The sequence below is a fragment of the Pseudodesulfovibrio sp. 5S69 genome (assembly GCF_037094465.1).
Classification (GTDB): domain Bacteria; phylum Desulfobacterota; class Desulfovibrionia; order Desulfovibrionales; family Desulfovibrionaceae; genus Pseudodesulfovibrio; species Pseudodesulfovibrio methanolicus.
This window is the reverse complement of record NZ_CP146609.1, coordinates 1765885-1788032: the sequence shown is the minus strand read 5'-3', so window position 1 is coordinate 1788032 and position 22148 is coordinate 1765885. Positions and strand designations below refer to the sequence as shown.

The window sequence follows — 22148 nt, the reverse complement described above, 5'->3', positions numbered from 1 at the left end:
ATTTTTTCCTGAAAAGCATGGAGGACATTGCGCAGGTTGTCAAACCGGTGCATAAGGCGGTCCGAGATGTGCACCGAGGTTCTCAAGTTCGGACGAATCTGCTAGACACGGTGCAGACCAAGCGCACAAGGAGCCGCCCGACGTGAATCTCGACCTGTCCTTCAACCTCCCGATCACGCTCATCCATCAGGACCCGTTCCTGGACCTCGCGGCCAAGACCGGCATCCTGCTCGTGGCCGGGCTGCTCGCCTTTCTCCTGGCCCGCATCCTGCTCGTGCGCGGGGCCCGCGCCTTCGCCCACCGGACCCGCAGCGGCTTCGACGACATCCTGCTCGAATCCGGATTTTTCTCCAGGGCCGCGCTCCTGGCCCCGGCCCTGGTCTTCTTCTGGGGCATGGAATTCTTCTCCGGGCTCAAGGGGGTCCTCGACCATCTGATCTTCGCCTACCTGGCCGTGGCCGTGGTCCTGATCCTGGCCAGACTCCTGGACGCCCTGTCGCGCCTGTACCGGACCTTCGAGGTCTCCAACCGCCGTCCCATCAAGGGCTACGTGCAGTTGATCAAGCTGTTCATCTACATGCTCGGGGCCATCTCGGTGGTGTCCATCCTGCTCGGCGAATCGCCGTGGGGGCTGCTCTCGGGCATCGGCGCCATGACCGCGGTGCTCATGCTGGTCTTCCGCGACACCATCCTCTCCCTGGTTGCGGGCATCCAGATGTCGGCCAACGACCTGCTCCACGCCGGAGACTGGATCGAGATGCCGGCCATGAACGCGGACGGCACGGTCGTGGACATCGCCCTGAACACGGTCAAGGTCCAGAACTGGGACATGACCGTCACGGCCATCCCGACCTTCAAGTTCCTGGACACCCCGTTCAAGAACTGGGAGAGCATGACCCAAAGCGGCGGGCGGAGGATAAAGCGGGCTATCATGATCGACCAGTCGTCCATCCGGTTCGCGGACCCCGAACTCAAGGCCCGGCTCGCGAAGGTTCAGCATCTCGCCCCATTCATGGAGATGCGCCAAAAGGAGATCGACGCATCCAACACGGCCAGCGGGGCGGACCCCTCCTCGCCGCTCAACGGCCGCCGCATGACCAACATCGGGCTGTTCCGACACTACGCCCTCGAATACCTGCGCTCCCACCCCAAGATCCGCCAGGACATGACCCTGCTCGTGCGCCAGCTCCAGCCCCATGCCGACGACGGCCTGCCGCTCGAGATATACTGCTTCACCAGCGAGACCGCCTGGGCCCTGCACGAGGACATCAAGTCCGACATCATGGACCACCTCCTGGCCGCCCTGCCCGAGTTCGGCCTGCGCGCCTACCAGCGCAACGCCCTGGTGGACACGCGCGGCGCGGAGTGACGGACGCGGGCCGGCGGAGAGCGGCGCGGCCGGCGGCAAATCCCGTGCCGGAATTCCATCCCGGAACGGGCTACAATCGCGTTGACAGGCGCTGGCCCCCGGCAGGCGGGGCTTTGCCGGAAGCCAGGAAAAACTCCCGAATCGGGTGTTCTTTTTCCTGTGGAATACAACCTCTTTTCTGTTCCCAACCGGCAACCCTTGTGGTAAGCACTTTTCAGCGCCTCAGGGCCGATCTTTTCCCGCCCGTCACATTCCCCGTCTGTCGAAAACCAATCCCTCTGAAATCGAAAAAACTTTTTTCTAAACTTACTCTAGAAAAAAGGTAACTATTTTGGCGTGTTCATCGTTTAACAACAGTGGAAAACTTTTCTACATTCTCTCTAATCGTGAGTAACACTGCATAACCGCCAAAATTCACTTATCTAGCCAAATGGTTTCGCAATCCCCCCTGTACAAAATTTTGGTGCTGAGGTAGGGTTGCCCTCACGCGCTCACGCCTTTTTTCATCCAAAAAAGCGTACGCGTACGCTCCGGGAGCGGTGACGGTAACAGCATCCCCGGACATCACTATCACTTACGCCATGTGCAACCGCCCGCTGCGGTGCGCCATTTCTTGAGGAGCCGAGATGAACGAGCCGAAAGGGGCCTGGAACTATGTCCGCGGGTTTGAAAATTTGAGCCTGTGCGATTGGCCCGGAAGGACCTCCTGCATCATCTTCCTGGGCGGCTGCAACCTGCGCTGTCCCACCTGCCACAACTTCCAGCTCGCCTGGGACATGCACTCCCTGCCCGTCATCGACCCGCAGCGCGTCAAGGCCTACCTGCGCGACCGTGCCGGCTGGCTGGACGGGGTGACCATCTCCGGCGGCGAGCCCACCACGGTGCCCGGCGTGGGCGAACTGGCCTTCGAGATCAGGAAGGCCGGGCTGCCCGTGAAGATGGACAGCAACGGCATGCGCCCGGAAGTGGTCGCCGAACTCCTTGAGGAAAAACTCGTGGATACCTTTGCCGTGGACGTCAAGGGCCCGTACGCCAAGTACCCGTCCCTGACCGGCAACGCAGTGTCCGAGATAGCGGCCCGCGCGAACATGGCGCGCATTTTCGAGATGGCCAAAGCCCGGCCCGGCGCCTTCTATTTCCGCATCACGCAGGTGCCCGGCATCACCAAGGCCGACATCGCCGTCGCCCAGAGCTATCTGCCCCCGAACCACGAACTGACAATCCAGAAATACGTGCCCCCAAGGAGGATGCCGGAGCATGCCAAGCCAAATCATGAAGAGAGACGGCCGGCTGGAAACCTGGTCGACTGATCGCATCGCACAGGCCATTTTCAAGGCGCTCAGCGCCAGCGGGATCAAGGACCCGCTCCTCGCCAAGCGGCTGGCCCGCAAGGTCGAGAAAAAGCTCGACGGCATGGACATCCCCGAGCAGGAGCACGTCCAGAACATGGTCGAGCAGGTGCTCATGGAAGGCCGGCAGTACGACATCGCCAAGAAGTACATCCTGTACCGCGAGAAGCGCCGTCAACTCCGCTCCCAGAAAGAGGCCTACCTGGACATCAAGGACGTCATCGACACCTATCTCGACCAGGCCGACTGGCGCGTCAACGAAAACGCCAACATGACCCACTCCTTCCAGGGGCTCATGCTGCACCTGTCCGGCACGGTCCAGGCCCGCTACGCACTGGAGAAGTACCCCGAGGAAATCCGCCTGGCCCACGAGCACGGCTATTTCCATATCCACGATCTTTCCTTCGGTCTGGCCGGATACTGCGCGGGCTGGTCCCTGCGCGACCTGCTCCTGGAGGGGTTCAACCTCGAAGGCCGCGCCTCGGCCGGTCCGGCCAGGCACTTCGACACCGCGCTCGGCCAGATGAACAACTTCCTGGGCACCCTGCAGAACGAATGGGCCGGAGCCCAGGCGTTCAACAACGTGGACACCTACCTGGCCCCGTTCGTCCGCGAGGACGGCCTGTCCTACGACCAGGTGCTCCAGTGCATGCAGAAGTTCGTCTTCAACCTGAACACAACCTCGCGCTGGGGCGGCCAGTCGCCGTTCACCAACCTGTCCTTCGACCTGGTGGCCCCCAAGCACATCGCCAAGGAGCCCGCCATCATCGGCGGCAAGTACGACGATGAACTGACCTACGGCGACTTCCAGGAAGAGATGGACATGATCAACGAGGCCTATATCGAGGTCATGCTCGGGGGCGACCACTCCGACCGCATCTTCTCCTTCCCCATTCCGACCTACAACGTCACCGAGGACTTCCCCTGGGAATCCGAGATCGGCGAAAAGCTCATGAAGCTGACCGCCAAGTACGGCGTGCCCTACTTCCAGAACTTCATCAGTTCGGACTTGAACCCCGAGGACGTGCGCTCCATGTGCTGCCGCCTCCAGATGGACCTGCGCGAACTGCGCAACAAGACCGGCGGGCTGTTCGGCGCGGGCGACCTGACCGGCTCCATCGGCGTGGTCACCCTGAACCTGCCCAAGCTCGCCTACCTGGCACAAAGCGAGGACGACTTCCTCGATCTGGTCGAGGAATACGCCGAGCTGGCCAAAGACTCCCTGGAATACAAGCGCAAGATCATCAACAACAACCTCGAAGCGGGCATGTTCCCCTGGTCCCGCCGCTACCTCAAGAACGGCTACAAGGGCCACTTCTCGACCATCGGCCTGCTCGGCGGCCACGAGGCCTGCCTGAACCTCATCGGCAAGGGCATCCAGACCGAGGGCGGCGTGCGCCTCATGCGCCGCACCCTCAACCACCTGCGCCGCGTCACCGCCCGCTTCCAGGAGGAGACCGGCAATCTCTACAACCTCGAAGCCACGCCCGCCGAAGGCACCAGCTACCGGCTGGCCAAGATCGACAAGTCGCTCTACGCCGACATCAAGACCCAGGGCAACGGCACCCCCTACTACACCAACTCCACGCAGTTGCCCGTGGGCATCTCCGAGGACGTGCTCTACGCCCTGGAACACCAGAACCAGCTCCAGCCGCTGTACACCGGCGGGACCGTGTTCCACACCTTCCTGGGCGAGGCCGTGACCGATCCGAAGTCGCTCAAGAACTTCATCCTCAAGGCCTTCTCCAAGACCAAGATCCCGTATATCTCCATCACGCCCACCTTCTCCATCTGCAAGGAGCACGGCTATATCCTGGGCGAACACTTCGAGTGCCCCACCTGCGGCCAGGAGGCCGAGGTCTACACCCGCATCGTGGGCTACTACCGCCCCGTGTCCCGGTGGAACAAGGGCAAACAGGCGGAATACACCGACCGCGTGGTCTTCAGCGACTGCCTGTGCAACTAATCGAGTTCCGACAGCCCCTTTGAGGAAAGGGGCTTGAGGATAGTGGAATGTAATGCCCGCTGCCCCCCGCAGCGGGCATTACGCATTTTGAAAGACGCCTCCGGCGGCCGGGGGAAGGGGGAGGCATGCCCATTTCCCCGCTTGCCCGGTACCGGGCGAGGTGATAGAGGGCTTGCGTATGACGTATCTCAAGGAATTCAAGGGCGCGGTATCGCGGACCAAAAAGCTGGGTTTGGGGGATGTTGCGGTTAACGGGACGGCGGTGGCGCTGGACCAGACCGTGTTGAACGCCATCGAGGAGACCGGGCACATTCCGTTCCGCCAGCGGGCGGTGCAGGGGTTGAACGTGAACTTCGGCATGTTCCACATGCTGGCCAAGAAATTCCACATTCCGGGCGGCGTGCTGACCATGGGCAACGTGGCCGTGGACGGCGAGATGCGTTTCCCGGTCACGCCCGCGCACTTCCGCAAGATGGTCGAAAACGAATCGGGCGAGGACGCGCTGGGCACCTATCACCTGTGGACCACCCTGCCCGACGGGGTCATCCTGGACCACGTGCTGCCTTCGATCCTGGCCGGTGAAGGGCTCGTCGAGGTGGACGAGGCCGTGCCCGCCGAGCGGTATCTGTACGGTCCGGCGGACGATTTGCCGCACGGGATCACCTACCATCCCATGGTCGCGGGGCTGGAATTCCTGATCGCCTCGGGCACCGTGGACCGCGAGGCCATGGAATACCTCATGGGCGAGAAGTTTCCCAAACAATACGGCGGCTGATCCGGCCGCTCAATTCATCAGATTTCTGAGCCAGACCTGGAAGGCGGGTTCGACTTCGTCCGGGATACGCGCGATATCCGGGCGCCCCCTGACGAGCAGGACCTTAATGACCGTGCCGGGCCGGTACTGCCGCCACAGGCTGTCCGGCAGGCGGGCCTCAGCGCGCCGCGCGTACCCGTCCGGGTCGACGTAGGTGTACTCGATGACCACCTTGGCGTGGGGATGGTCGGGGTCCTGGTCCGTGCGCAGCTTGAGCACCAGGCCGGAGGTGACCTCCTCGCCGAACAGCCGGGACCGCTCGGCCCGCAGGATGTCGTACGGGATGGAGGCCAGCCCCCAGACGATGAGCGAGACCGCCGCGAGCCCGATGAGGATTCGGGCCAGCCGCCGTGCGGGTGATCGTCTGGGAGTGGAACCGGACAAATAGACCATATTGCACACGATACATCCGCGCCCGGCCCGGCGCAAGGGGCCGAAAAATCACGCTCCCCCACTGCGGCTTTACTTGCCATTCCCTGATGGCCGGAGTAACAATACATTGAGGCAACCGGCTACTGCCGTCCTTGAGGGAAACGACGAACATGCCAAATAATATCAGGCAATTGGAAGAAAGCATCCTGCGCATGACCGCTGTGGTGCGGGCCAAGCAGGCCGCACTGACCGCCAAGAGCTTCGGCGAGGAAACCGATCCGAACCTGCGGCCGCGCGGCTGGTGGGTCCTGGCCTGCGGCGAATCGCTGGACCAGGAATCCTTCGGCCAGCGTGAACAGGCCCGACAGCGGCTTCTGGCCGCCACCCGCGAGGCGGGCCTGGTCCTGCCCGAGAATATCTGGGTCTGGGACGAGCACGGCACCGCCCAACTGGTCGTCAGCACGGTTCCCTCCATCCAGCGCGCCAACATCCTGGCCCGGAAGCTCCGTGAAAAGGGGCTGACCATCCGCATCAAGCGGGAGGACTTCTGACCGGGCCGGCAGACGCCCCCAACCCACCGCAAGGATTTCCGACATGCAGAAAGTGGCCATCATCCTCACGCAGGGGTTCGCGGATTGGGAATACGGCCTCATTGCCGGAGCGGGCGGGCCGTTCTACGGCCTGGATATCCGTTTTTTCACGCCCGTTCCGGGCGAGATCCGTTCCATGGGCGGCCTGTCCGCCGCTGTTCCCGACGGGTTGGAGTCGATCCCGGAATGGGGGCCCGGCGTGATAGCCGTCATCGGCGGGACCATCTGGGAGACCGACGACGCCCCGGTCCTCGACGGCCTGCTCCTGGCCCACCACTCCAAGGGCGGCATCGTCGCGGGCATCTGCGGCGGCACCCTGGCCCTGGCCAGGGCCGGGCTCCTGGACGATGTCCGGCACACCTCCAACGACGCGGACTATCTCCACCGCCACGCGCCGGGCTACGCCGGTTCCAAATTCTTTCGACCGGAGCCGGAGGCGGTCACCGACAACCGGGTGATTACCGCGCCGGGCACGGCCCCGGTCGGCTTCGCGGCCGCCATCTTCGCGAGCGCCGGGCTTGACCGCGACGCGGCCGAGACATTCCGCAAGATGCTGGCCGCAGAGCACACCGGGACAACCGGGGACTGATTCCGGTGAGAGCTTACAGGACGTAAAAAAGCCCCTGCGAAACGTCGCGGGGGCTTTTGGGTCGATAGGGGTTCGTGCCTATCACCTGGATTCCGGCAGGTAGGGGGTCAGTTCGGCCACGGCCTCGAACAGGAAATGGTCCACCAGGTGGCAAAGCATGTGCCCGGCCGCGATGTGGATTTCCTGGATGACGGCGGTGTCGCCCGAAGGCACGGTAACCAGGAAGTCGGACACGGAGGCCATCTCCGCGCCGCTCTGGCCGGTCATGCCAACGGTGACGATATCGTTGCGCTTGGCCTCGCGCATGGCCCGGATGACGTTGGTGCTGGTGCCCGAGGTGGAGAAGCCCACCAGGATATCGCCGGGCCTTCCCAGGGCGAGGAGCTGTTTGGAGAAGACTTCGTCGAAGCTGTAGTCGTTGGCTATGGCGGTCAGGGCCGAGGTGTCGGTGGTCAGGGCCAGGCCCGGCAGGGGCGGCCGCTCCATGCGGAACCGGTTGGTAAATTCTGCGGCCAGATGCTGGCTGTCGGCGGCGGACCCGCCGTTGCCGCAGAACATGACCTTGCCGCCCCCGGCCAGGCACACCGCCATGGCCCGGGCGATCTCGACCACCAGTTCCGCCTTGGTGTCGAAGAAGGCCTTGCGCGCGGCCAGTCCGGCCGAGGCGTGATCCATCACTTTCTGCAAAGCGGATTCAGACATGCGTTCCTCGTTTGTGGTTGTCGTCAAAAAATAGTCAGCCATGCCTATACTGCCGAAATCCGTCCTTGCCAACCCCTACCGGACGGCGGGCGCGGAAAAGGCTTTTATTCGACCGCCATTTGCGGTACAGCGCAACCTTGCGCCCGGCGCGGGACCGTTTCCCGGCCGGACCGAACATCTTTCAGCATACATCAAGGCTACCAAGACCATGACCGAATCCAAGGAAAGCACCGTCAGGCTGCTGATCACCTGCCCGGACCAGCCCGGCATCGTCGCCGCGGTTTCCGGATACCTGCACCGCAAGAACGCCAACATCATCCACTCGGATCAGCACTCCACCGACCCCGAGGGCGGCCGGTTCTTCATGCGCAACGAGTTCTTCCTGCCTGGCCTGGACATGGACGGCCTGGACGAACTGCGCCGCGAATTCGCCGAGGAGGTCACGGACGGCTTTGTCATGGACTGGTCCCTGAACCCCGTGTGGGTGCCCAAGAAGATGGTTATCCTCTGCTCCCACGTGGACCACGCCCTCATGGAGCTGCTCTGGCGCTCCAAACGCGGCGACCTGGAGACCGAGGTGGCCATGGTCATCTCCAACCACCCGACCCTGCGGCGCGAGGTCGAAAACTTCGACGTCCCCTTTCACCACGTGCCCGTGGGACCGAGCCTCCGCGACAAGGTCTCGGCCGAGGACACCATGATCGAGCTCATGGACGGCCAGGCCGACCTCATCGTCCTCGCCCGGTACATGCAGATCCTGACCCCGGACTTCGTCAAACGCTACGCGGGCCGGATCATCAATATCCACCACTCGTTCCTGCCCGCCTTCGTGGGCGCGGACCCGTACCGCCGGGCCTACGAACGCGGCGTCAAGCTCATCGGGGCCACGGCCCACTACGTCACCGAAAAACTGGACGAGGGCCCGATCATCGAGCAGGACGTCATCCGCGTGACCCACAGCCACACCGTGGACGACCTGAAGAGGCTGGGCGGCGACATCGAGCGCCACGTCCTGGCCCGTGCCGTGAAGTGGCACCTGGAAGACCGCGTCATCGTGGACGGCAACAAGACCATCGTCTTCCGCCGCTAGCCGCGCCCGGAAACAATGCACCCATGCGGACCGCCGCCCGGCAACGGGTCAGGCGGTCTTTTGCACGCCGTATTTCTGGAGGATTTCGGTCAGCCGGACGGTCAGGTTGGTCGTTCCCCTGGCCACCAGCTCAAGGTTGATAAGGACCATGATGTCCACCCGGAACACGGCCCGCTTCCACAGCTCGGCCAGGGACCGCTGCAACTCGGGTTCGAGCGAGAGCATGGACATGGCCTCGCTGAGTTGCTGCGCGGTCTTGGGCTTGAAGAGCAGGGTGTCTTCCCTGGTCACATCGTTGCCGAACAACTGCTTCTTGCGGATCTTGGACATGCCGGGCAGCTCGTTCACGGCCGAAGCGGGTACCCGCCGGGCCCGGCCGCTGCGGACCTGAATCTTGCCGCCCTCTTCGCGCCCGCACTCCTTGAGGATCTGAATGAAGTGGTTTTCCAGCAGGAAGAAGAGAATCTTTTCGAGCACCGGCAGGCTGAAATCCTTCTTGAACGGCAGGATGCCCTTGATCTGGTCCGGGACCACGGTCTCCAGCGCCTTGTAGAAATGCTCGCTGGTCACGCCGAAGGCGATGGACGCGCCCACGCCGAGCCCCACCAGTTGATCGAGCACGAACTTGAACCAGGCCTGTTCCTTGTTCCGCTCCTCGGGGTCCTTCTTTTCGGCCTCGCCCTTGCGGGCCGCCTCGGCCTCGGCCACACGGGCCCGGTACTGGGTCTCGAACTCCTCGGACACCGTGTCCACGCAGGCGATGCGCGCCGCGTGCAGCAGTTCCCCCGGCGACAGCCTGTCGAACTGGGCCAGGGGTTTGAGCCCCTTGACCAGCATGGCCTGGACCAGCTTGGCCCGCTCCTTGCCCTCGGGGTTCTCCCGGGCCTCTATGTAGCTGTTCTGGATGCGCGTCTTGGAAATCGCCTGGTCCGTGGGATTGAGCTTGGACAGGATGTCGTCGAACAGAAAACGGATGACCAGGAAGGTCCGCTCCTTGGCGATCTCGTACTTCTCGCCCTCCAGGATCTCCCGGTGGGCCTCCTCCACGCGGTTGGCGATGAACTCCTCTACAAAGGCGTTCCAGAACGCCTGGTCGAGTTGGTGCTTTTCGATGAGCGCGCTGTACTGTTCCAGGCTCTGCTGGCCGAAATAACGCAGGACCAGCTCCTCGAAATTGTCCGTCACGAGGGCCATGGCGTAGACGATGCCCTGGGCGCATTTGACCAGCACGGCCTCGGAGTTGAGCAGGGTCGCCTCCAGCTCGTCGCGCCGCGCCGCGTCCCCGGTCTTGACGGCCTTCTCGAAGTGGGCCAGCAAAATGATGAACCGGCCGACCCGCTCGTGGATGAATTCGTACCCCGGATGGCCCACCCGGCCGCAGAGTAGTTCCATGACGCTGCACCGCTGCGCCTCGAGCATGGGATACTCGTTGATGGCCGGGCTGTTGTTCTCCAGTATGGCCAGCAGCATCTCCCGCTCCGTGACCTCGCGCAGGGAAGATCGCTCCTTCAGGGCGCGGAGCTTCTTCTGATAGGCGGCAAGACGCGTTTCCTTGTCCGGCCGCGTTTTGTCTCGGGCGGGTGCTTCGCTCATGGGTTCGACTATCCTCAATGGCGCTTGATGGTTGCGTGATGCTACGCCATCTCCTGTTTTTCTGCAAAAGCATTATCACCAACCGCGCCGGGATGGAAGGGGCGCGCCTCCCCTTGACCTTTCACCTCTCCGGCGGCCATAACGGGCCTGTGATCACCTGCACCAAATGCGGAGCCAGGAACTCCGACGACACCCTGGCCTGCCCCCGCTGCGGCAACAAGCTGCAATCCTCCCGCCGCGCCGCACCGAGCCGGACGGACCCCGCCGACACGCCGCTCGAACCGTTCCGGCACCATGGCGTGCCGAGCGACCTCATGCGCTCGCTCAAGCGCATGCTCGAGGCCTGGGCCTACGTCCTGATCCTCATCGGGGTGGCCGCGGCCTGCATCGTCTACAGGCTATGGTGGCCCCTCTACCCCGCCGTCGCCCTCATCGCCCTCCTGCTCTGGCTACGGCGGGTATAGGCGGCCTCCCCCGGCCCACCGTTCTCTCTCCTCCGCCAAACGGTTGGATGCCGCCTCGCGGGTCGAAGCCATAAAAAAACCCCCGCATTCCTGCGGAGGCCTTTTCCATTGCGCTCAGGGGCTATTGACCGGGAGGGGTGGCCTGGCCGCCCTGTCCATTGGGCTGCTGGCCCTGGGCGGGCTTCCCTTCCGGGGGAAGGACCTCAAGGGCCTTCTTGAGGTCTTCCTCAAGCAGATCGGGGATGGGCCGGTCCCAGAACTTCTGTTCCTTGACGTCCTCTTCGGTCTTTTCGGAGCAGCAGACGATGGGGTCGGTGCGGGTGCATTCCGAAGAGGAGTATTCGACCACGGCGCATTTGGTGTTCTTGTCGAAATCGTAGGGGATGGTCCGGGTAAGCTTGAGGAACTCCCGGCCCTGGACGCGGATCTTGCTGTCCGAGATGCCGACCACGAAGCGGGCTTCCTGCTTGGCGTAGAACACGGAGAACAGGTAGATGTTGTCCCTGACCTTGGCCACATAGTTGATCTCATGGGGGTCCTTGCACAGGATGCGTCCCAGGACCTGCTTGCCAAGGCAGATGTCCATGTCCTGGAACTCCGAGGCCCGGGCCGGAATGACGGCCAGGGTCAGGGCCAGGGTCAGGGCGATGAGGATGCGTCGCATTGTCCTTCCTTGGTTGCCTTATCCCAGATCGAGGAAGAGCTGGAACCCTTCGGGATCGCGGGTTTCGCACCGCTCCTTGCAGCCGCAGCAGCGGTAATGGCCCTTTTTCAGGTACCACCGGGCCTTCCACGAACAGTCGCAGTTGAAGTACTCGTACACCGAGGCGTCCACGGCGCCCCGGTACCGGGTGTATCCGTCCTGTTTGAGTTTGTCTTTGCAGTCCATGGTCACGCGCCGGGCCGTTTGTTTGGCCTTGGGCCAGGAAAAGATGTACACCCGCTGCCGACAATTTGCAAAAGCCATTCCATAGGAAAAAACAACCCCTTACGAGCTAGGCGGTTTTCTGCGGGATAAGCAGGGAAAGAAAGAAGCCGATGGCGGCCACGGCGATGATGGACGCGCCCGAGGTGATGTCGAGCGCGTAGGAGAACATCAGCCCGGTGACTGTAAAGATGGCGGACAGGATGGTGGACACGACCATCATGACCTTGAGCGAACTGGTCCGCCGCTCGGCGATGAAGGGCGGAATGGTCAGCAAGGCGATGACCAGGATGAGGCCGACCACCCGGATGATCATGACCACGCTCAGGCCGACCATGACGATGAGCAGGATGTACAGGAAATTGACGGGCACGCCGCGCGAGCGGGCGAACTCCTCGTCGAAGCTCATGACCATGAAGCCCCGGTAGAAGACCAGAACGAGGACCAGGACGATGGCGGCCAGCACAGCCATGAGCCACAGGTCGGAGCGCGGCACGGCCAGGATGGAGCCGAACAGATAGCTCATCAGGTCCACGTTGTAGCCGGGAGTGAAGTCCAGCAGGATGATGCCCAGGGCCATGCCCGAGGCCCAGATGACGCCGATGACCGTGTCCACGCGCTCCCTGGCCCGCAGGGTGACCATGGCCATGATCAGGGCCATGCACACGGTGAAGGCCGAGGTCACGGGCAGGACCGGCAGGCCGAGAATGAAGGCCAGGCCCACGCCGCCGTAGGACGCATGGGCGATGCCGCCGGAGATGAAGACGATGCGGTTGACCACCACCAGGGAGCCGATGATCCCGCAGATGAGGCTGGCCAACAGTCCGGCGGCCAGGGCGTTCTGCATGAAATCGAAGCCGAGGACGTCCATCATGCCTCACCGCCCTTGTCCGCTTTGGGGGCCGCGTCCTCGCTGTCGTGGGGCGCGAGCACGCGGTGCGGCACGCGGCCGTGGGTGACCAGCTCCACCGGGCAGCACTGGTCCCCGGACCCGCCGTAGGTCATGGCGAACATGTCGTCGGTGATCTCCGGGGCCTTGTGGAAATGCAGCGTCCGGTTGACGCAGGCCACGGACTTGACCCCCGAGGCCAGGGAGGAGATGTCGTGGCTGACCATGATCACGGTCATGTCCTTGTTCAGCTCGTTGAGCAGGGAGAACAAGGATATCCGGCTGGCAGAGTCCACGCTGGCCGTGGGCTCGTCGAGCAGGAGCAGCTCCGGGTTGTCCACCAGGGCGCGGGCGATGAACACGCGCTGCTTCTGGCCGCCGGACAGCCGGGCAAGGCCGCGCCCCTGATAGTCGAGCATGCCCACCTTCTTCAGGGCCATGCGCGCCTTTTCATGATCCATCCTGGAGTGGCGGCCGGACATGCCCTTGAAGCCGGGCTTGACCGTGCCCATGCAGACCGCCTCGATCACGGTGATGGGAAAGGAACTCCCGACCACGGTGTGCTGGGGCAGGTAGCCGATGCGCCCCCCCGCCTCGCCCGGGCGCAGGCCGAGCACGCGGATGGTCCCGCTGTCGGGCCGTATCAGCCCGAGCATGAGCTTGAGCAGGGTGGACTTGCCCCCGCCGTTGGGGCCCAGCACGGCCAGGTAGTCGCCCCGCTCGATGCGCAGATCGACGTTCTCCAGCACCGGCAGACCGCCCGGCGAATAGTTCAAACCCTGTATGTCGACAACGGGCTCAGCCACGTGAAACTCCTGATGAAACGCGTTGGATGGACTTCCTTACCGATCAAGGCAGCCTAGCACAAGCCCGGAAATCACGCCAGCCACGCCCAGACCCAGGCGGCTGTCGGCAGCAGAAGGGCCGCCACGTAGAGCCTGAAGTCCGCCGCCTTGCCCGGCAGGCCGTGCCGGGTGGCCGCCAATCCGGTCAGCGCGCCCAGCCCCAGGCCGGAGGCGAAGCCGAACAGGTGCGCGCCCAGGTCGGTGTTGCCCTCCCCGTTGCCCGCGCCGAGCATGGCCAGCAGGCCGAGGCCCGCGCCGAACGGGATGAGCGCCGTGCGGGTGAAGCGCAGGAACCGCCGGAGCCACGAGCCGCTGCCCAGCCCGTGCAGCCCGCCGCCCACGCCGAACGGAGTGATCCCGGCGAGCACCCCGGCCGCGCCGAAGGTGGCCGTGGAAAAACCGATGGCGTCGTGATGGATGCCCATGACCAGGGAGTTGAACAGGTTGCCGAGCACCCCGGAGGCCATGGTCAGCAGCCAGGCCGTGCCCGAGCCGAGCCGCCGCGCGGCCAGCCAGATGAAGACCCCGCCGATGACCGCGTTTCCGGCCACATGCGGGCCGTTGGCGTGCAGGGTCAGGGCCGTGCACAACCGCCACCACTGGCCCGACAGGATGGCCCCGGCGTCCGCGCTGCCGAGCCTTACCCACAGGTCGGGGTACAGTCCCAGGCTCGGGTAGGTCCGGGAGTAGGCCCAGTAGAAAAGCACGAGCAAGGCAAGGCCGAACAGGGTCGGTTCCAGCCCGCCCACGGGGCGCAGGTCGGGCAGGTCCGCCTCGGCCGGTTCCGGGCGGTTCTCCTCGAAATAGAGTTCGATCTCCTGCACGGCCCGGTCCACGAACCACTCCTGGACCATGACCGCCCAGCCGTCGCCCCGCTCGGCCGGAAGGCGGCGCAGTTGGTGGGGCACGTGGCGCGAGGCCAGGACCAGCGCCCATAGCTGGGCCTCCCGGCGGGACAGGGGGGCGGCGGCCTGCCCGCGCACCAGGGGGACGAGATCGACCCAGGCGTGGCGCAGGACGCGGCGGAAGAATCCGGGGTGGACGGTTCGGGCGTGCATGCCGTAATGTATAGCAAATCGAGCCCGCCGCAAACCGGTTTCACCCTTGCGCCGCGCGCCCGCCCCATGCCGGCCCGATCCCGCAACCCTCAACACCCAACGAGTCTTCCATGCGCATCCGTCTTGCCGTCCTGCTCCTGCTGGCCCTCTGCCTGCTCCCCTCCCCGACGCCCGCCCGCGCCGCCGACCTGGACACCATGATCGGCCAGATGATCCTGGCCGGGTTCCGGGGCTTCTCCGTGGACAAGGACTCGATCATCGTCCGCGACATCCGCGAGCGCCACCTGGGCGGGATCATCCTCTTCGACTACGACATGTTCTGGGGCTCCGGCCGCCGCAACATCCAGACCAAGGACCAGGTCAAAAAACTCATCCGCGATCTCAAGGCCAACGCGGACATCCCCCTGTTCATGGCCGTGGATCAGGAGGGCGGCAAGGTCCAGCGGCTCAAGAAGGCGTACGGCTTCCACGAGACCCCGTCCGCGGCCGACCTCTGCGCGGGCGGCGAATTCAAGGTCCGCACGGCCGGGTTCATGGTCGGCTCCACCCTGTCGTCCGTGGGCTTCAACCTCGACTTCGCCCCGGTGGTGGACGTGAACGTCGCCCCGGACAGCCCGGCCATCGGGCGGCTGGGCCGCAGCTTCTCCAGCGACCCCGAGCAGGTGGCCCGGTGCGCCGCCGTCTTCATGGGCGAGCTGCACCGGGCAGGGGTGCTCTCCTGCCTCAAGCACTTTCCGGGGCACGGGTCGGCCGGGACCGACTCCCACAAAGGGCTGACCGACGTGACCGACACCTGGTCCGAGGCCGAGCTGAGCCCCTACCGGGAGCTGATCAAGAGCGGCCGGGTGGACATGATCATGACCGCCCACATCTTCAACGCGCACCTCGACCCGGACTATCCGGCCACCCTGTCGAAAAAAGTCATCACCGGCCTGCTGCGCGGCAAGCTCGGCTTCCGGGGCGTGGTCGTCACCGACGACATGAACATGGGGGCCATCGCCGACGAGTACGGACGCCGGGAGGCCATCCGCCGCGCCATCGAGGCGGGGGCCGACATCCTCCTGTTCGGCAACAACCTCGCCTATGACGAGCACATCGTCGAAAAGGTCCACGCGACCGTCCGCTCCCTGGTGGACGACGGGATTATCCCCGTGGCACGCATCGAGCGGTCCTACGAGCGGATCATGCGTTTGAAGGCATCGCTCGGCTAGAAGAGGCCGGAGGCTGCCTACTTGCGCGCGGCCAACCGATTCAAACGAAACCGCCGGGCGCCCTTTGCGGGCGACCGGCGGTTTTTTGCATCCCGGCGCGGGCCGCGGCTACCAGAACAAGCCGCCGGATCCGCCGGAAGTGAACCTGAGTTCGCTCTGGTTCTCGGTCAGCAGGACGAGTTCGTCCGGTCCGGTCTGGGTATCCAGACGGCGGACCGTGGCCAGGTAGGTCAGGTAGGTGTACTCCCGCTCGTCCGCGACCGGGCTGCAGGACTTGTGCGTGGCGGCCAGCGGGCCGAACTCGAGGTAATCGTCCTTCAGGGTATAGGTGCCCGTGAAGGCGTTGCACCCGCCGAATCCCTCCACCGTGCCGTCGGCGTTGAACTTTATGGTCAGCGCCGGATCGTCGTCGAAATCCCGGGACACGATCGTGCGCAGGGTCCAGGTCTTGCCGACCAGGGACTGGCGGAGGGCGTTCTCGTTCAGGACCGGGGCTTCATGGCTTCCGCACGCGCCGAGACTCGCCAGGGCGGCCAAAAGCAGCGCCGCACAACACATTCTCTTCCATAGGGTCGACATGATTCGTCTCCTTGATCAATGACTACGGGGACCATGATTAACAGGGGCCCGGCCCTGTTGCAAGGAGACACGGAAACCCCCGGCGCGGAGGTCCGGGCCGGGGGCGGGATTTCGCGGAATCGCGGACCGCTACTTCACGACCGGGCAGGCCTTGAGCGCTTCCTCGATGTCGCGCTGGGGCAGCTCGAAGTTGGTCAGCAGCCCTTGGTTGAAGGCATCGTACGAGGCTAGGTCGAGCATGCCGTGGCCCGAGTACAGGAAGACGATGACGTCGTCCGGTCCGGCGGTCTTGGCCGCCTCGATGGCCCCCTTGATGGCGTGGGAGGTCTCGGGAGCGGGCAAAAAGCCCTCGGTCTGCATGAACAGCTTGGCCGCCTCGAAGCAGTCGGTCTGGAAGTAGGCCACCGGGTCGCACAGCCCCTCGTTGACGATGTTGCAGACGATGGGCGCGTCGCCGTGGTAGCGCAGGCCGCCCGCGTGGATGGGTGCGGGCATGAAGTCGTGGCCCAGCGTGTGCATCTTGACCAGCGGGGTCAACCGAGCCATGTCGCCGAAGTCGTAGCGGTACTCGCCGCGCGTCAGGGTCGGACACGCCTTGGGCTCCACCGCGATGAACTTCACCGGATCGCCGTCGAGCTTCTGCGGCAGGAACGGCAGGACCAGTCCGCCGAAGTTGGAGCCGCCGCCCACGCAGCCCACCAGGTGGGTGGCCTTTTCGCCGATCATCTCGAGCTGCTTCTGAACCTCCAGGCCGGTGATGGTCTGGTGGATGAGCACGTGGTTGAGCACCGAGCCGAGCGCGTACTTGGTGTCGTCATGGGTGGCCGCGTCCTCCACGGCCTCGGAGATGGCCAGCCCCAGCGACCCTTTGCAGTCCGGGTCCCTGGCCAGCATCTCGCGGCCCGTGCGGGTCTGGTCCGAGGGCGAGGGATAGATGGTCCCGCCGTAGGTGTTGATGATCATCTTGCGGTACGGCTTCTGCTCGTAGGAGACCTTGACCATGTAGACCACGCACTCCATGCCGTACTGGGCGCAGGCGAACGACAGGGCCGTGCCCCACTGGCCCGCGCCGGTCTCGGTGGCCAGCCGCGTCACGCCCTCGATCTTGTTGTAGTACGCCTGGGGCACCGAGGTGTTCGGCTTGTGCGAGCCCGCCGGGGACACGGACTCGTCCTTGTAGAATATCTTGCACTTGGCCCCGATGGCCTTTTCCAGCCGGTCGGCGCGAACCAGGGGCGAGGGGCGCCAGATCTTGTAGACGTCCTGGACCTCCTGGGGGATGTCGATGAACCGGTCCGTGCTCATCTCCTGGGCGATGAGTGAATCGGGGAAGATCGGGGAGAGCATGTCCGGGGTGAGCGGCTCCATGGTCTCCGGGTTGAGCGGCGGGGCCATGGGCGTGGGTAAATCCGGCATGGGATTGTACCACTGGGTGGGCATCTGGTCCTGGGGTAGAAAGATCTTCTTCACAGACATGGTGTTCCTCCGAACGGTTGCGCGTTGTAGGCCGGATCGGGTGAAGCTTCCCGGCTCCCCGATCCGGTGCGCGTTGACGAAAAAAAACCGCTGGCGACGAACCAGCGGCTTTCCGATGTCCAAACGCGCGCGCAAGCACGCCGCCACCGGGACCGGCGGCGGATCGCTTCAGCGCGCGTCTAGGAATCGGGCCGCTTGACGTTACGCCACCCGCGTCCACAAAAATGGTTGTATGATATGGGTGTTTGCATAGGTGTGTTGATTACTCGGGAACAGCCCGCAATGTCAAGGAATCCTACTCGGCCAGCCCGGCGGCCAGCTCGGGCAGGATCTCCCCGGCCGGGCCGTGCAGGGCGAAGTCCATGAACCCGGTGTTCGGGGTCGGTTCCGGGTTGATCTCCACGGTCACGGCCCCGTGGTCTTTGGCCAACTGGTAGAAGGACGCGGCGGGCTGGACCAGGCCGGAGGTGCCCACGGACAGGAACACGTCCGTCTTGCCGATCTGCTCGATGGCCAGCTTGAGCACGCCGGGCGTGAGCGGCTCGCCGAACCAGACCACGCCGGGACGCAGCAGGTGGCCGCAGACCGGACAGTCCGGCAATGCCGGCAACTCGGAAAAATCTTCGCGGGCGTGGGTGCAGACCGTGCAGCGCACCTGCCACAGGGAGCCATGCATCTCGACCACCTTGCGGCTGCCAGCGCGGACGTGCAGGCCGTCCACGTTCTGGGTGATCAGAAGAAAATTCGGAATCTGCCGCTCCATGGCCGCCAGGGCCAGGTGGGCCGCGTTGGGGTAGCAGTTCCCCACCTGCTTGCGCCGCCAGTTGTAGAACTCCCAGACCAGCTCCGGGTGGGCGGCGAAGGCGTCGGGCCGGGCCAGGTCCTCGGCCCGATGGTGCTTCCACAGCCCGTCGCGGCCCCGGAAGGTGGGCACCCCACTCTCGGCGGACACCCCCGCCCCGGTCAGAACGACCACCCGCCTGTCCCCGCTCAACAACGCCTTGACCATCTCCAATTCAGCCTGCACGATATCTCCAACCATCCGTCAAATTGTCATGTTGTCCGCCGGAAACCGCGCCAGGCCCGGTTTTCCGCCGCCGGGCCGCTTGCAATCCGGCCGAATAAACGTCATAGTCCGCTACTTCATTTTACAACAGTCCCGACCAGATCGCCCGAGGAGGACCCCATTGGCTACTAGAACTGTCTATTACATTGAAGGTGACGGCATCGGCCCCGAAGTCTGGGCCGCCGCGCGCCCCGTCCTGAACAAGGCCGTGGAGATGGCCTACGGCGAGGCCAACCAACTCGACTGGCAGGAGCTGCTGGCGGGCGAGAAGGCATTCGCCGAGACCGGCGAACATTTGCCCAAAGCGACCATGGACGCCCTGGCCCAGGCAGACCTGGCCATGAAGGGCCCGCTGAACACACCGGTGGGCAAGGGCTTCCGCAGCCTGAACGTCACCCTGCGTCAGGTCTTCGACCTCTACGCCTGCATCCGTCCCATCAAGTATTTCAAGGGGATAGAATCCCCGGTCAAGCGCCCCGACCTGGTCGACATGGTCGTCTTCCGCGAGAACACCGAGGACGTCTACGCCGGTATTGAATACCAGTCCGGCTCCCCGGAAGCCAAGAAATTAATCGAATTTCTCGTGGACGAACTCGGCGCGAACATCGACATCACCGCGGGCGTGGGCATCAAGCCCATCACCCCGGCGGGCTCCAAGCGGCTGGTCAAAAAGGCCATCGACTTCGCCATCGCCGAGGGCCGTCCGTCCGTGACCCTGGTCCACAAGGGCAACATCATGAAGACCACCGAAGGTGGCTTCCGCGCCTGGGGCTACGAACTGGCGGACGAGGAATACCAGGGCAAGGTCGTGCGCGAAGGCGCGGACGGCGAGGGCGTGATCATCAAGGACCGCATCGCCGACGCCATGTTCCAGAACGTGCTCATGTACCCCGAGCAGTACTCGGTACTCGCCACCACCAACCTGAACGGCGACTACATCTCCGACGCCCTGGCCGCACAGGTGGGCGGACTCGGCCTGGCCCCCGGTGTGAACATGGGCGAGAAGCTGGCCTTTTTCGAGGCGACCCACGGCACCGCCCCGACCATCGCGGGCAAAGACCAGGCCAACCCCGGCTCCCTGATCCTGTCCGGGGCCATGCTGCTGGAACACATCGGCTGGACCGATGCCGCCGCGCTGATCCACGCCTCGGTGGAGAAGACCCTGGCCGCCAAGAAGGTCACCGTAGACCTGGCCGCCCAGATCAACGGCGCCACCCAGGTGGGCTGCAAGGAATTCGGCGAACTCCTGCTGGCCAACCTGTAACCTTCCGTTCCAAAACATTCCCGGCGGGCCGCGACCATGCGTCGCGGCCCGCCGTTCCGTTTGACGCCGGGAATTTCCCGCTCCCCCGCTTGACCCCCACCCCTCTCTTGGCTACCCTCGTTCATGGCGGAAATTGTTTTTTCCGGCCGGGCCGCACGGTCCGGTCCCGCCGGGCTCCGTGCCCGCCACCGATCGCCCGTCTCGCCCCGAGACGCCGACCCTCCGGATTCCCGCCTCCGGCCCCGCCCGGAACCGCATACTCCACAACACCTGCAAAAAGGAGTCGAATCATGCCTCAACATACCCCTGAAATCAGTGAAACCGGCCAGTGCACCGAGTGCAACGGCGCGGACAGCCTGCTCGCCACCCTGGTGGCCAGCGGCGTGGAAGTCTGCTTCGCCAACCCCGGCACCTCGGAGATGCACTTCGTCTCCGCCCTGGACCGCATCCCCGGCATGCGCGGGGTGCTCTGCCTGTTCGAGGGCGTGGCCACGGGCGCGGCGGACGGCTACGCCCGCATGACCGGCAAGCCCGCCTGCACCCTGCTCCACCTCGGGCCCGGCTTCGCCAACGGCATGGCCAACCTGCACAACGCCCGCAAGGGCCAGTCCCCGGTGGTCAACGTCGTCGGCGACCACGCCACCTACCACGTCCGCTACGACGCGCCCCTGACCTCCAACGTGGAGGGTTTTGCCGAGGCCATCTCTCACTGGGTCCGCCGCCCGCGCAGCCCCCGCACCGTGGCCCTGGACGCCGCCGAAGCGGTCCGCGCCGCGCGCGTGGCCCCGGGCCAGGTCGCCACCCTGATCCTGCCCGCGGACACGGCCTGGCTCCCGGCCGAGCGCCCCGCGCCCGCCCTGGAGGCCCCCAAACCCGCTCCGGTGTTCCCGGACGCCATCGACGCCGCGGCCAAGGCCCTGACCAACGGCAAGAAGACCGCCATCCTCATGCGCGGGTCCGTGCTCTACGGTGAGGGGCTCAACGCCGCCGGATGCGTGGCGGCCAAAACCGGGGCCACCCTGTTCTGCGATACCTTCACCCCGCGCATGCGCTCCGGCGCGGGAACGCCCGTGGTCGAGCGCCTGCCCTACCGGGGCAAGGACGTCCTGGCCCGGCTCGACGAGTTCGAGCAGCTCCTGCTGGTGGGAGCCGAACCGCCGGTCTCCTTCTTCGCCTATCCCGGGCAGGAGAGCTGGCTGACCCCGCCGCACTGCGCCATCCTGACCCTGGCCCATCCCAGCGAGGACGGCAACGCCGCGCTCATCGACCTGGCCTCCTCCGTGGACGCCTCGCCCGACTGCGCCATGTATCCGCTTGATCCGCCCTCTCTGCCCGGCGACGGCCCGCTGACCGCCGAGGCCGCACTGCGCATCGTGGCCGCGCTCCTGCCCGAAAACGCCATCGTCACCGATGAGGGCATCACCTCGACCCTGCCCTACGCGAACCTGCTCGCCACGGCCGCGCCCCACGACTACCTGGCCCTGACCGGCGGCGCCATCGGCGGCATCCTGCCCCTGTCCACCGGAGCCGCCGTGGCCGCGCCCGACCGCAAGGTGGTCTGCCTGGAGGGCGACGGCAGCGCCATGTACACCGTGCAGGCCCTGTGGACCCAGGCCAGGGAGAACCTGGACGTGGTCACCGTGCTCTATGCCAACCGCTCCTACGCTGTCCTCAACCAGGAGCTCAAGATGGTCCGGGCTGCGGCCGGAGGCGACAAGGCCGTGTCCCTGCTCGACCTGCACGACCCATCGCTGGACTGGGTGCGCATCGCCGAGGGCATGGGCGTCGAGGCCGTCAGCGTCGACACCACCCAGGACTTTGCCGAAGCCCTGCGCGCCGCCCTGAGCGCCAAGGGCCCCCGGCTCATCGAGGCCGTCATCTAGTACAACCCCGGCGGGCCGGGGCTGCACGCCCCGGCCCGTCCATTTTCCGTTTCC

At 65.0% G+C, this 22148-nt stretch carries 22 protein-coding genes; 11 read left to right on the top strand and 11 right to left on the bottom strand.

From position 1 onward, the window contains the following. Nucleotides 1-142: 142 nt before the first annotated feature. The 4 genes from V8V93_RS08355 (at nt 143) to V8V93_RS08340 (ending at nt 5459) form a co-directional block, all read left to right on the top strand. Nucleotides 143-1369 (top strand): mechanosensitive ion channel family protein, encoded by a 1227-nt coding sequence (locus tag V8V93_RS08355; protein ID WP_338669901.1) that lies wholly within the window; start codon nt 143-145, stop codon nt 1367-1369. A gap of 626 nt (nt 1370-1995) precedes the next feature. Further along, nucleotides 1996-2679, top strand: a complete 684-nt coding sequence (locus V8V93_RS08350) for an anaerobic ribonucleoside-triphosphate reductase activating protein (protein ID WP_338669900.1) — start codon at nt 1996-1998, stop codon at nt 2677-2679. Further along, nucleotides 2627-4684 (top strand): ribonucleoside triphosphate reductase, encoded by a 2058-nt coding sequence (locus tag V8V93_RS08345; RefSeq protein WP_338669899.1) that lies wholly within the window; start codon nt 2627-2629, stop codon nt 4682-4684. Before V8V93_RS08350 ends, V8V93_RS08345 begins: the two co-directional genes overlap by 53 nt. Nucleotides 4685-4862: 178 nt before the next feature. Then, nucleotides 4863-5459 (top strand): hypothetical protein, encoded by a 597-nt coding sequence (locus V8V93_RS08340; RefSeq protein WP_338670174.1) that lies wholly within the window; start codon nt 4863-4865, stop codon nt 5457-5459. 9 nt (nt 5460-5468) lie between these two features. On the opposite strand, the gene V8V93_RS08335 is transcribed toward V8V93_RS08340, so the two are convergent. Beyond that, on the bottom strand, nt 5469-5891 hold the full coding sequence (locus V8V93_RS08335) for a hypothetical protein (protein ID WP_338669898.1): 423 nt from the start codon (nt 5889-5891) through the stop codon (nt 5469-5471). Nucleotides 5892-6040: 149 nt separating this feature from the next. Here V8V93_RS08335 and V8V93_RS08330 point away from each other — a divergent pair, with 149 nt between their 5' ends. Both V8V93_RS08330 and V8V93_RS08325 read left to right on the top strand, forming a co-directional pair. After that, nucleotides 6041-6421, top strand: coding sequence for a hypothetical protein (locus V8V93_RS08330; RefSeq protein ID WP_338669897.1), 381 nt, complete (start codon nt 6041-6043; stop codon nt 6419-6421). A 43-nt stretch (nt 6422-6464) separates the two neighbouring features. Further along, complete coding sequence (locus V8V93_RS08325) at nt 6465-7049, top strand: DJ-1/PfpI family protein (protein ID WP_338669896.1); 585 nt, start codon at nt 6465-6467, stop codon at nt 7047-7049. Between the two features lie 81 nt (nt 7050-7130). Here the strand turns inward: V8V93_RS08325 and V8V93_RS08320 are convergent, their stop codons facing one another. Beyond that, complete coding sequence (locus tag V8V93_RS08320; RefSeq protein ID WP_338669895.1) at nt 7131-7751, bottom strand: D-sedoheptulose 7-phosphate isomerase; 621 nt, start codon at nt 7749-7751, stop codon at nt 7131-7133. Nucleotides 7752-7959: 208 nt separating this feature from the next. Between V8V93_RS08320 and purU the strand changes: the two genes are divergently transcribed. Further along, the gene (purU, locus tag V8V93_RS08315; protein WP_338669894.1) at nt 7960-8841 is read left to right on the top strand and encodes a formyltetrahydrofolate deformylase; all 882 of its coding nucleotides are present in this window, start codon (nt 7960-7962) and stop codon (nt 8839-8841) included. Between the two features lie 48 nt (nt 8842-8889). Here purU and V8V93_RS08310 read toward each other — a convergent pair whose 3' ends face one another. Continuing rightward, on the bottom strand, nt 8890-10434 hold the full coding sequence (locus tag V8V93_RS08310; RefSeq protein WP_338669893.1) for a hypothetical protein: 1545 nt from the start codon (nt 10432-10434) through the stop codon (nt 8890-8892). Between the two features lie 113 nt (nt 10435-10547). Here V8V93_RS08310 and V8V93_RS08305 point away from each other — a divergent pair, with 113 nt between their 5' ends. After that, nucleotides 10548-10898: a zinc-ribbon domain-containing protein gene (locus tag V8V93_RS08305; protein WP_338669892.1), complete on the top strand. Its 351-nt coding sequence runs from the start codon at nt 10548-10550 to the stop codon at nt 10896-10898. Nucleotides 10899-11019: 121 nt separating this feature from the next. Here the strand turns inward: V8V93_RS08305 and V8V93_RS08300 are convergent, their stop codons facing one another. The 5 genes from V8V93_RS08300 to V8V93_RS08280 form a co-directional block, all read right to left on the bottom strand. After that, a complete protein-coding gene (locus V8V93_RS08300; RefSeq protein ID WP_338669891.1) occupies nt 11020-11562 on the bottom strand; it encodes a hypothetical protein in 543 nt (180 codons plus the stop codon). Between the two features lie 18 nt (nt 11563-11580). After that, nucleotides 11581-11787, bottom strand: a complete 207-nt coding sequence (locus V8V93_RS08295) for a DNA-binding protein (RefSeq protein WP_338669890.1) — start codon at nt 11785-11787, stop codon at nt 11581-11583. 106 nt (nt 11788-11893) lie between these two features. Further along, a complete protein-coding gene (locus V8V93_RS08290) occupies nt 11894-12697 on the bottom strand; it encodes a metal ABC transporter permease (RefSeq protein WP_338669889.1) in 804 nt (267 codons plus the stop codon). Continuing rightward, nucleotides 12694-13518, bottom strand: coding sequence for a metal ABC transporter ATP-binding protein (locus V8V93_RS08285; RefSeq protein WP_338669888.1), 825 nt, complete (start codon nt 13516-13518; stop codon nt 12694-12696). Before V8V93_RS08285 ends, V8V93_RS08290 begins: the two co-directional genes overlap by 4 nt. Nucleotides 13519-13589: 71 nt before the next feature. Next, entirely contained in the window at nt 13590-14615 is a 1026-nt protein-coding gene (locus V8V93_RS08280; protein ID WP_338669887.1) for a rhomboid family intramembrane serine protease, read from the bottom strand. Nucleotides 14616-14725: 110 nt separating this feature from the next. Between V8V93_RS08280 and V8V93_RS08275 the strand changes: the two genes are divergently transcribed. Continuing rightward, nucleotides 14726-15826: a glycoside hydrolase family 3 protein gene (locus tag V8V93_RS08275; RefSeq protein ID WP_338669886.1), complete on the top strand. Its 1101-nt coding sequence runs from the start codon at nt 14726-14728 to the stop codon at nt 15824-15826. Nucleotides 15827-15934: 108 nt separating this feature from the next. On the opposite strand, the gene V8V93_RS08270 is transcribed toward V8V93_RS08275, so the two are convergent. The 3 genes from V8V93_RS08270 to V8V93_RS08260 form a co-directional block, all read right to left on the bottom strand. Beyond that, nucleotides 15935-16405 carry an META domain-containing protein gene (locus V8V93_RS08270; protein ID WP_338669885.1) on the bottom strand — a complete coding sequence of 157 codons (471 nt, stop codon included), beginning with the start codon at nt 16403-16405 and terminating at the stop codon, nt 15935-15937. Nucleotides 16406-16534: 129 nt separating this feature from the next. Beyond that, a complete protein-coding gene (locus V8V93_RS08265) occupies nt 16535-17881 on the bottom strand; it encodes a TrpB-like pyridoxal phosphate-dependent enzyme (RefSeq protein ID WP_338669884.1) in 1347 nt (448 codons plus the stop codon). Between the two features lie 295 nt (nt 17882-18176). After that, a complete protein-coding gene (locus tag V8V93_RS08260) occupies nt 18177-18908 on the bottom strand; it encodes an SIR2 family NAD-dependent protein deacylase (protein ID WP_338669883.1) in 732 nt (243 codons plus the stop codon). Nucleotides 18909-19068: 160 nt separating this feature from the next. On the opposite strand from V8V93_RS08260, the gene icd reads away from it, so the two are divergent. Beyond that, on the top strand, nt 19069-20211 hold the full coding sequence (gene icd / locus V8V93_RS08255) for an NADP-dependent isocitrate dehydrogenase (RefSeq protein ID WP_338669882.1): 1143 nt from the start codon (nt 19069-19071) through the stop codon (nt 20209-20211). A 290-nt stretch (nt 20212-20501) separates the two neighbouring features. Continuing rightward, complete coding sequence (locus V8V93_RS08250) at nt 20502-22094, top strand: acetolactate synthase large subunit (RefSeq protein ID WP_338669881.1); 1593 nt, start codon at nt 20502-20504, stop codon at nt 22092-22094. Nucleotides 22095-22148: the final 54 nt, after the last annotated feature.

Excerpts from the sequence above, each read along its gene's own strand:
- V8V93_RS08270 (WP_338669885.1), bottom strand. The coding sequence starts at position 16,405 with ATGTCGACCCTATGGAAGAGAATGTGTTGTGCGGCGCTGCTTTTGGCC.
- V8V93_RS08280 (WP_338669887.1), bottom strand. The coding sequence starts at position 14,615 with ATGCACGCCCGAACCGTCCACCCCGGATTCTTCCGCCGCGTCCTGCGC.
- V8V93_RS08325 (WP_338669896.1), top strand. The coding sequence starts at position 6,465 with ATGCAGAAAGTGGCCATCATCCTCACGCAGGGGTTCGCGGATTGGGAA.
- V8V93_RS08265 (WP_338669884.1), bottom strand. The coding sequence starts at position 17,881 with ATGTCTGTGAAGAAGATCTTTCTACCCCAGGACCAGATGCCCACCCAG.
- V8V93_RS08250 (WP_338669881.1), top strand. The coding sequence starts at position 20,502 with ATGCCTCAACATACCCCTGAAATCAGTGAAACCGGCCAGTGCACCGAG.
- purU (WP_338669894.1), top strand. The coding sequence starts at position 7,960 with ATGACCGAATCCAAGGAAAGCACCGTCAGGCTGCTGATCACCTGCCCG.
- V8V93_RS08345 (WP_338669899.1), top strand. The coding sequence starts at position 2,627 with ATGCCAAGCCAAATCATGAAGAGAGACGGCCGGCTGGAAACCTGGTCG.
- V8V93_RS08320 (WP_338669895.1), bottom strand. The coding sequence starts at position 7,751 with ATGTCTGAATCCGCTTTGCAGAAAGTGATGGATCACGCCTCGGCCGGA.
- V8V93_RS08310 (WP_338669893.1), bottom strand. The coding sequence starts at position 10,434 with ATGAGCGAAGCACCCGCCCGAGACAAAACGCGGCCGGACAAGGAAACG.
- V8V93_RS08290 (WP_338669889.1), bottom strand. The coding sequence starts at position 12,697 with ATGATGGACGTCCTCGGCTTCGATTTCATGCAGAACGCCCTGGCCGCC.
- V8V93_RS08330 (WP_338669897.1), top strand. The coding sequence starts at position 6,041 with ATGCCAAATAATATCAGGCAATTGGAAGAAAGCATCCTGCGCATGACC.
- V8V93_RS08295 (WP_338669890.1), bottom strand. The coding sequence starts at position 11,787 with ATGGACTGCAAAGACAAACTCAAACAGGACGGATACACCCGGTACCGG.
- V8V93_RS08275 (WP_338669886.1), top strand. The coding sequence starts at position 14,726 with ATGCGCATCCGTCTTGCCGTCCTGCTCCTGCTGGCCCTCTGCCTGCTC.
- V8V93_RS08300 (WP_338669891.1), bottom strand. The coding sequence starts at position 11,562 with ATGCGACGCATCCTCATCGCCCTGACCCTGGCCCTGACCCTGGCCGTC.
- V8V93_RS08340 (WP_338670174.1), top strand. The coding sequence starts at position 4,863 with ATGACGTATCTCAAGGAATTCAAGGGCGCGGTATCGCGGACCAAAAAG.
- V8V93_RS08335 (WP_338669898.1), bottom strand. The coding sequence starts at position 5,891 with ATGGTCTATTTGTCCGGTTCCACTCCCAGACGATCACCCGCACGGCGG.
- V8V93_RS08350 (WP_338669900.1), top strand. The coding sequence starts at position 1,996 with ATGAACGAGCCGAAAGGGGCCTGGAACTATGTCCGCGGGTTTGAAAAT.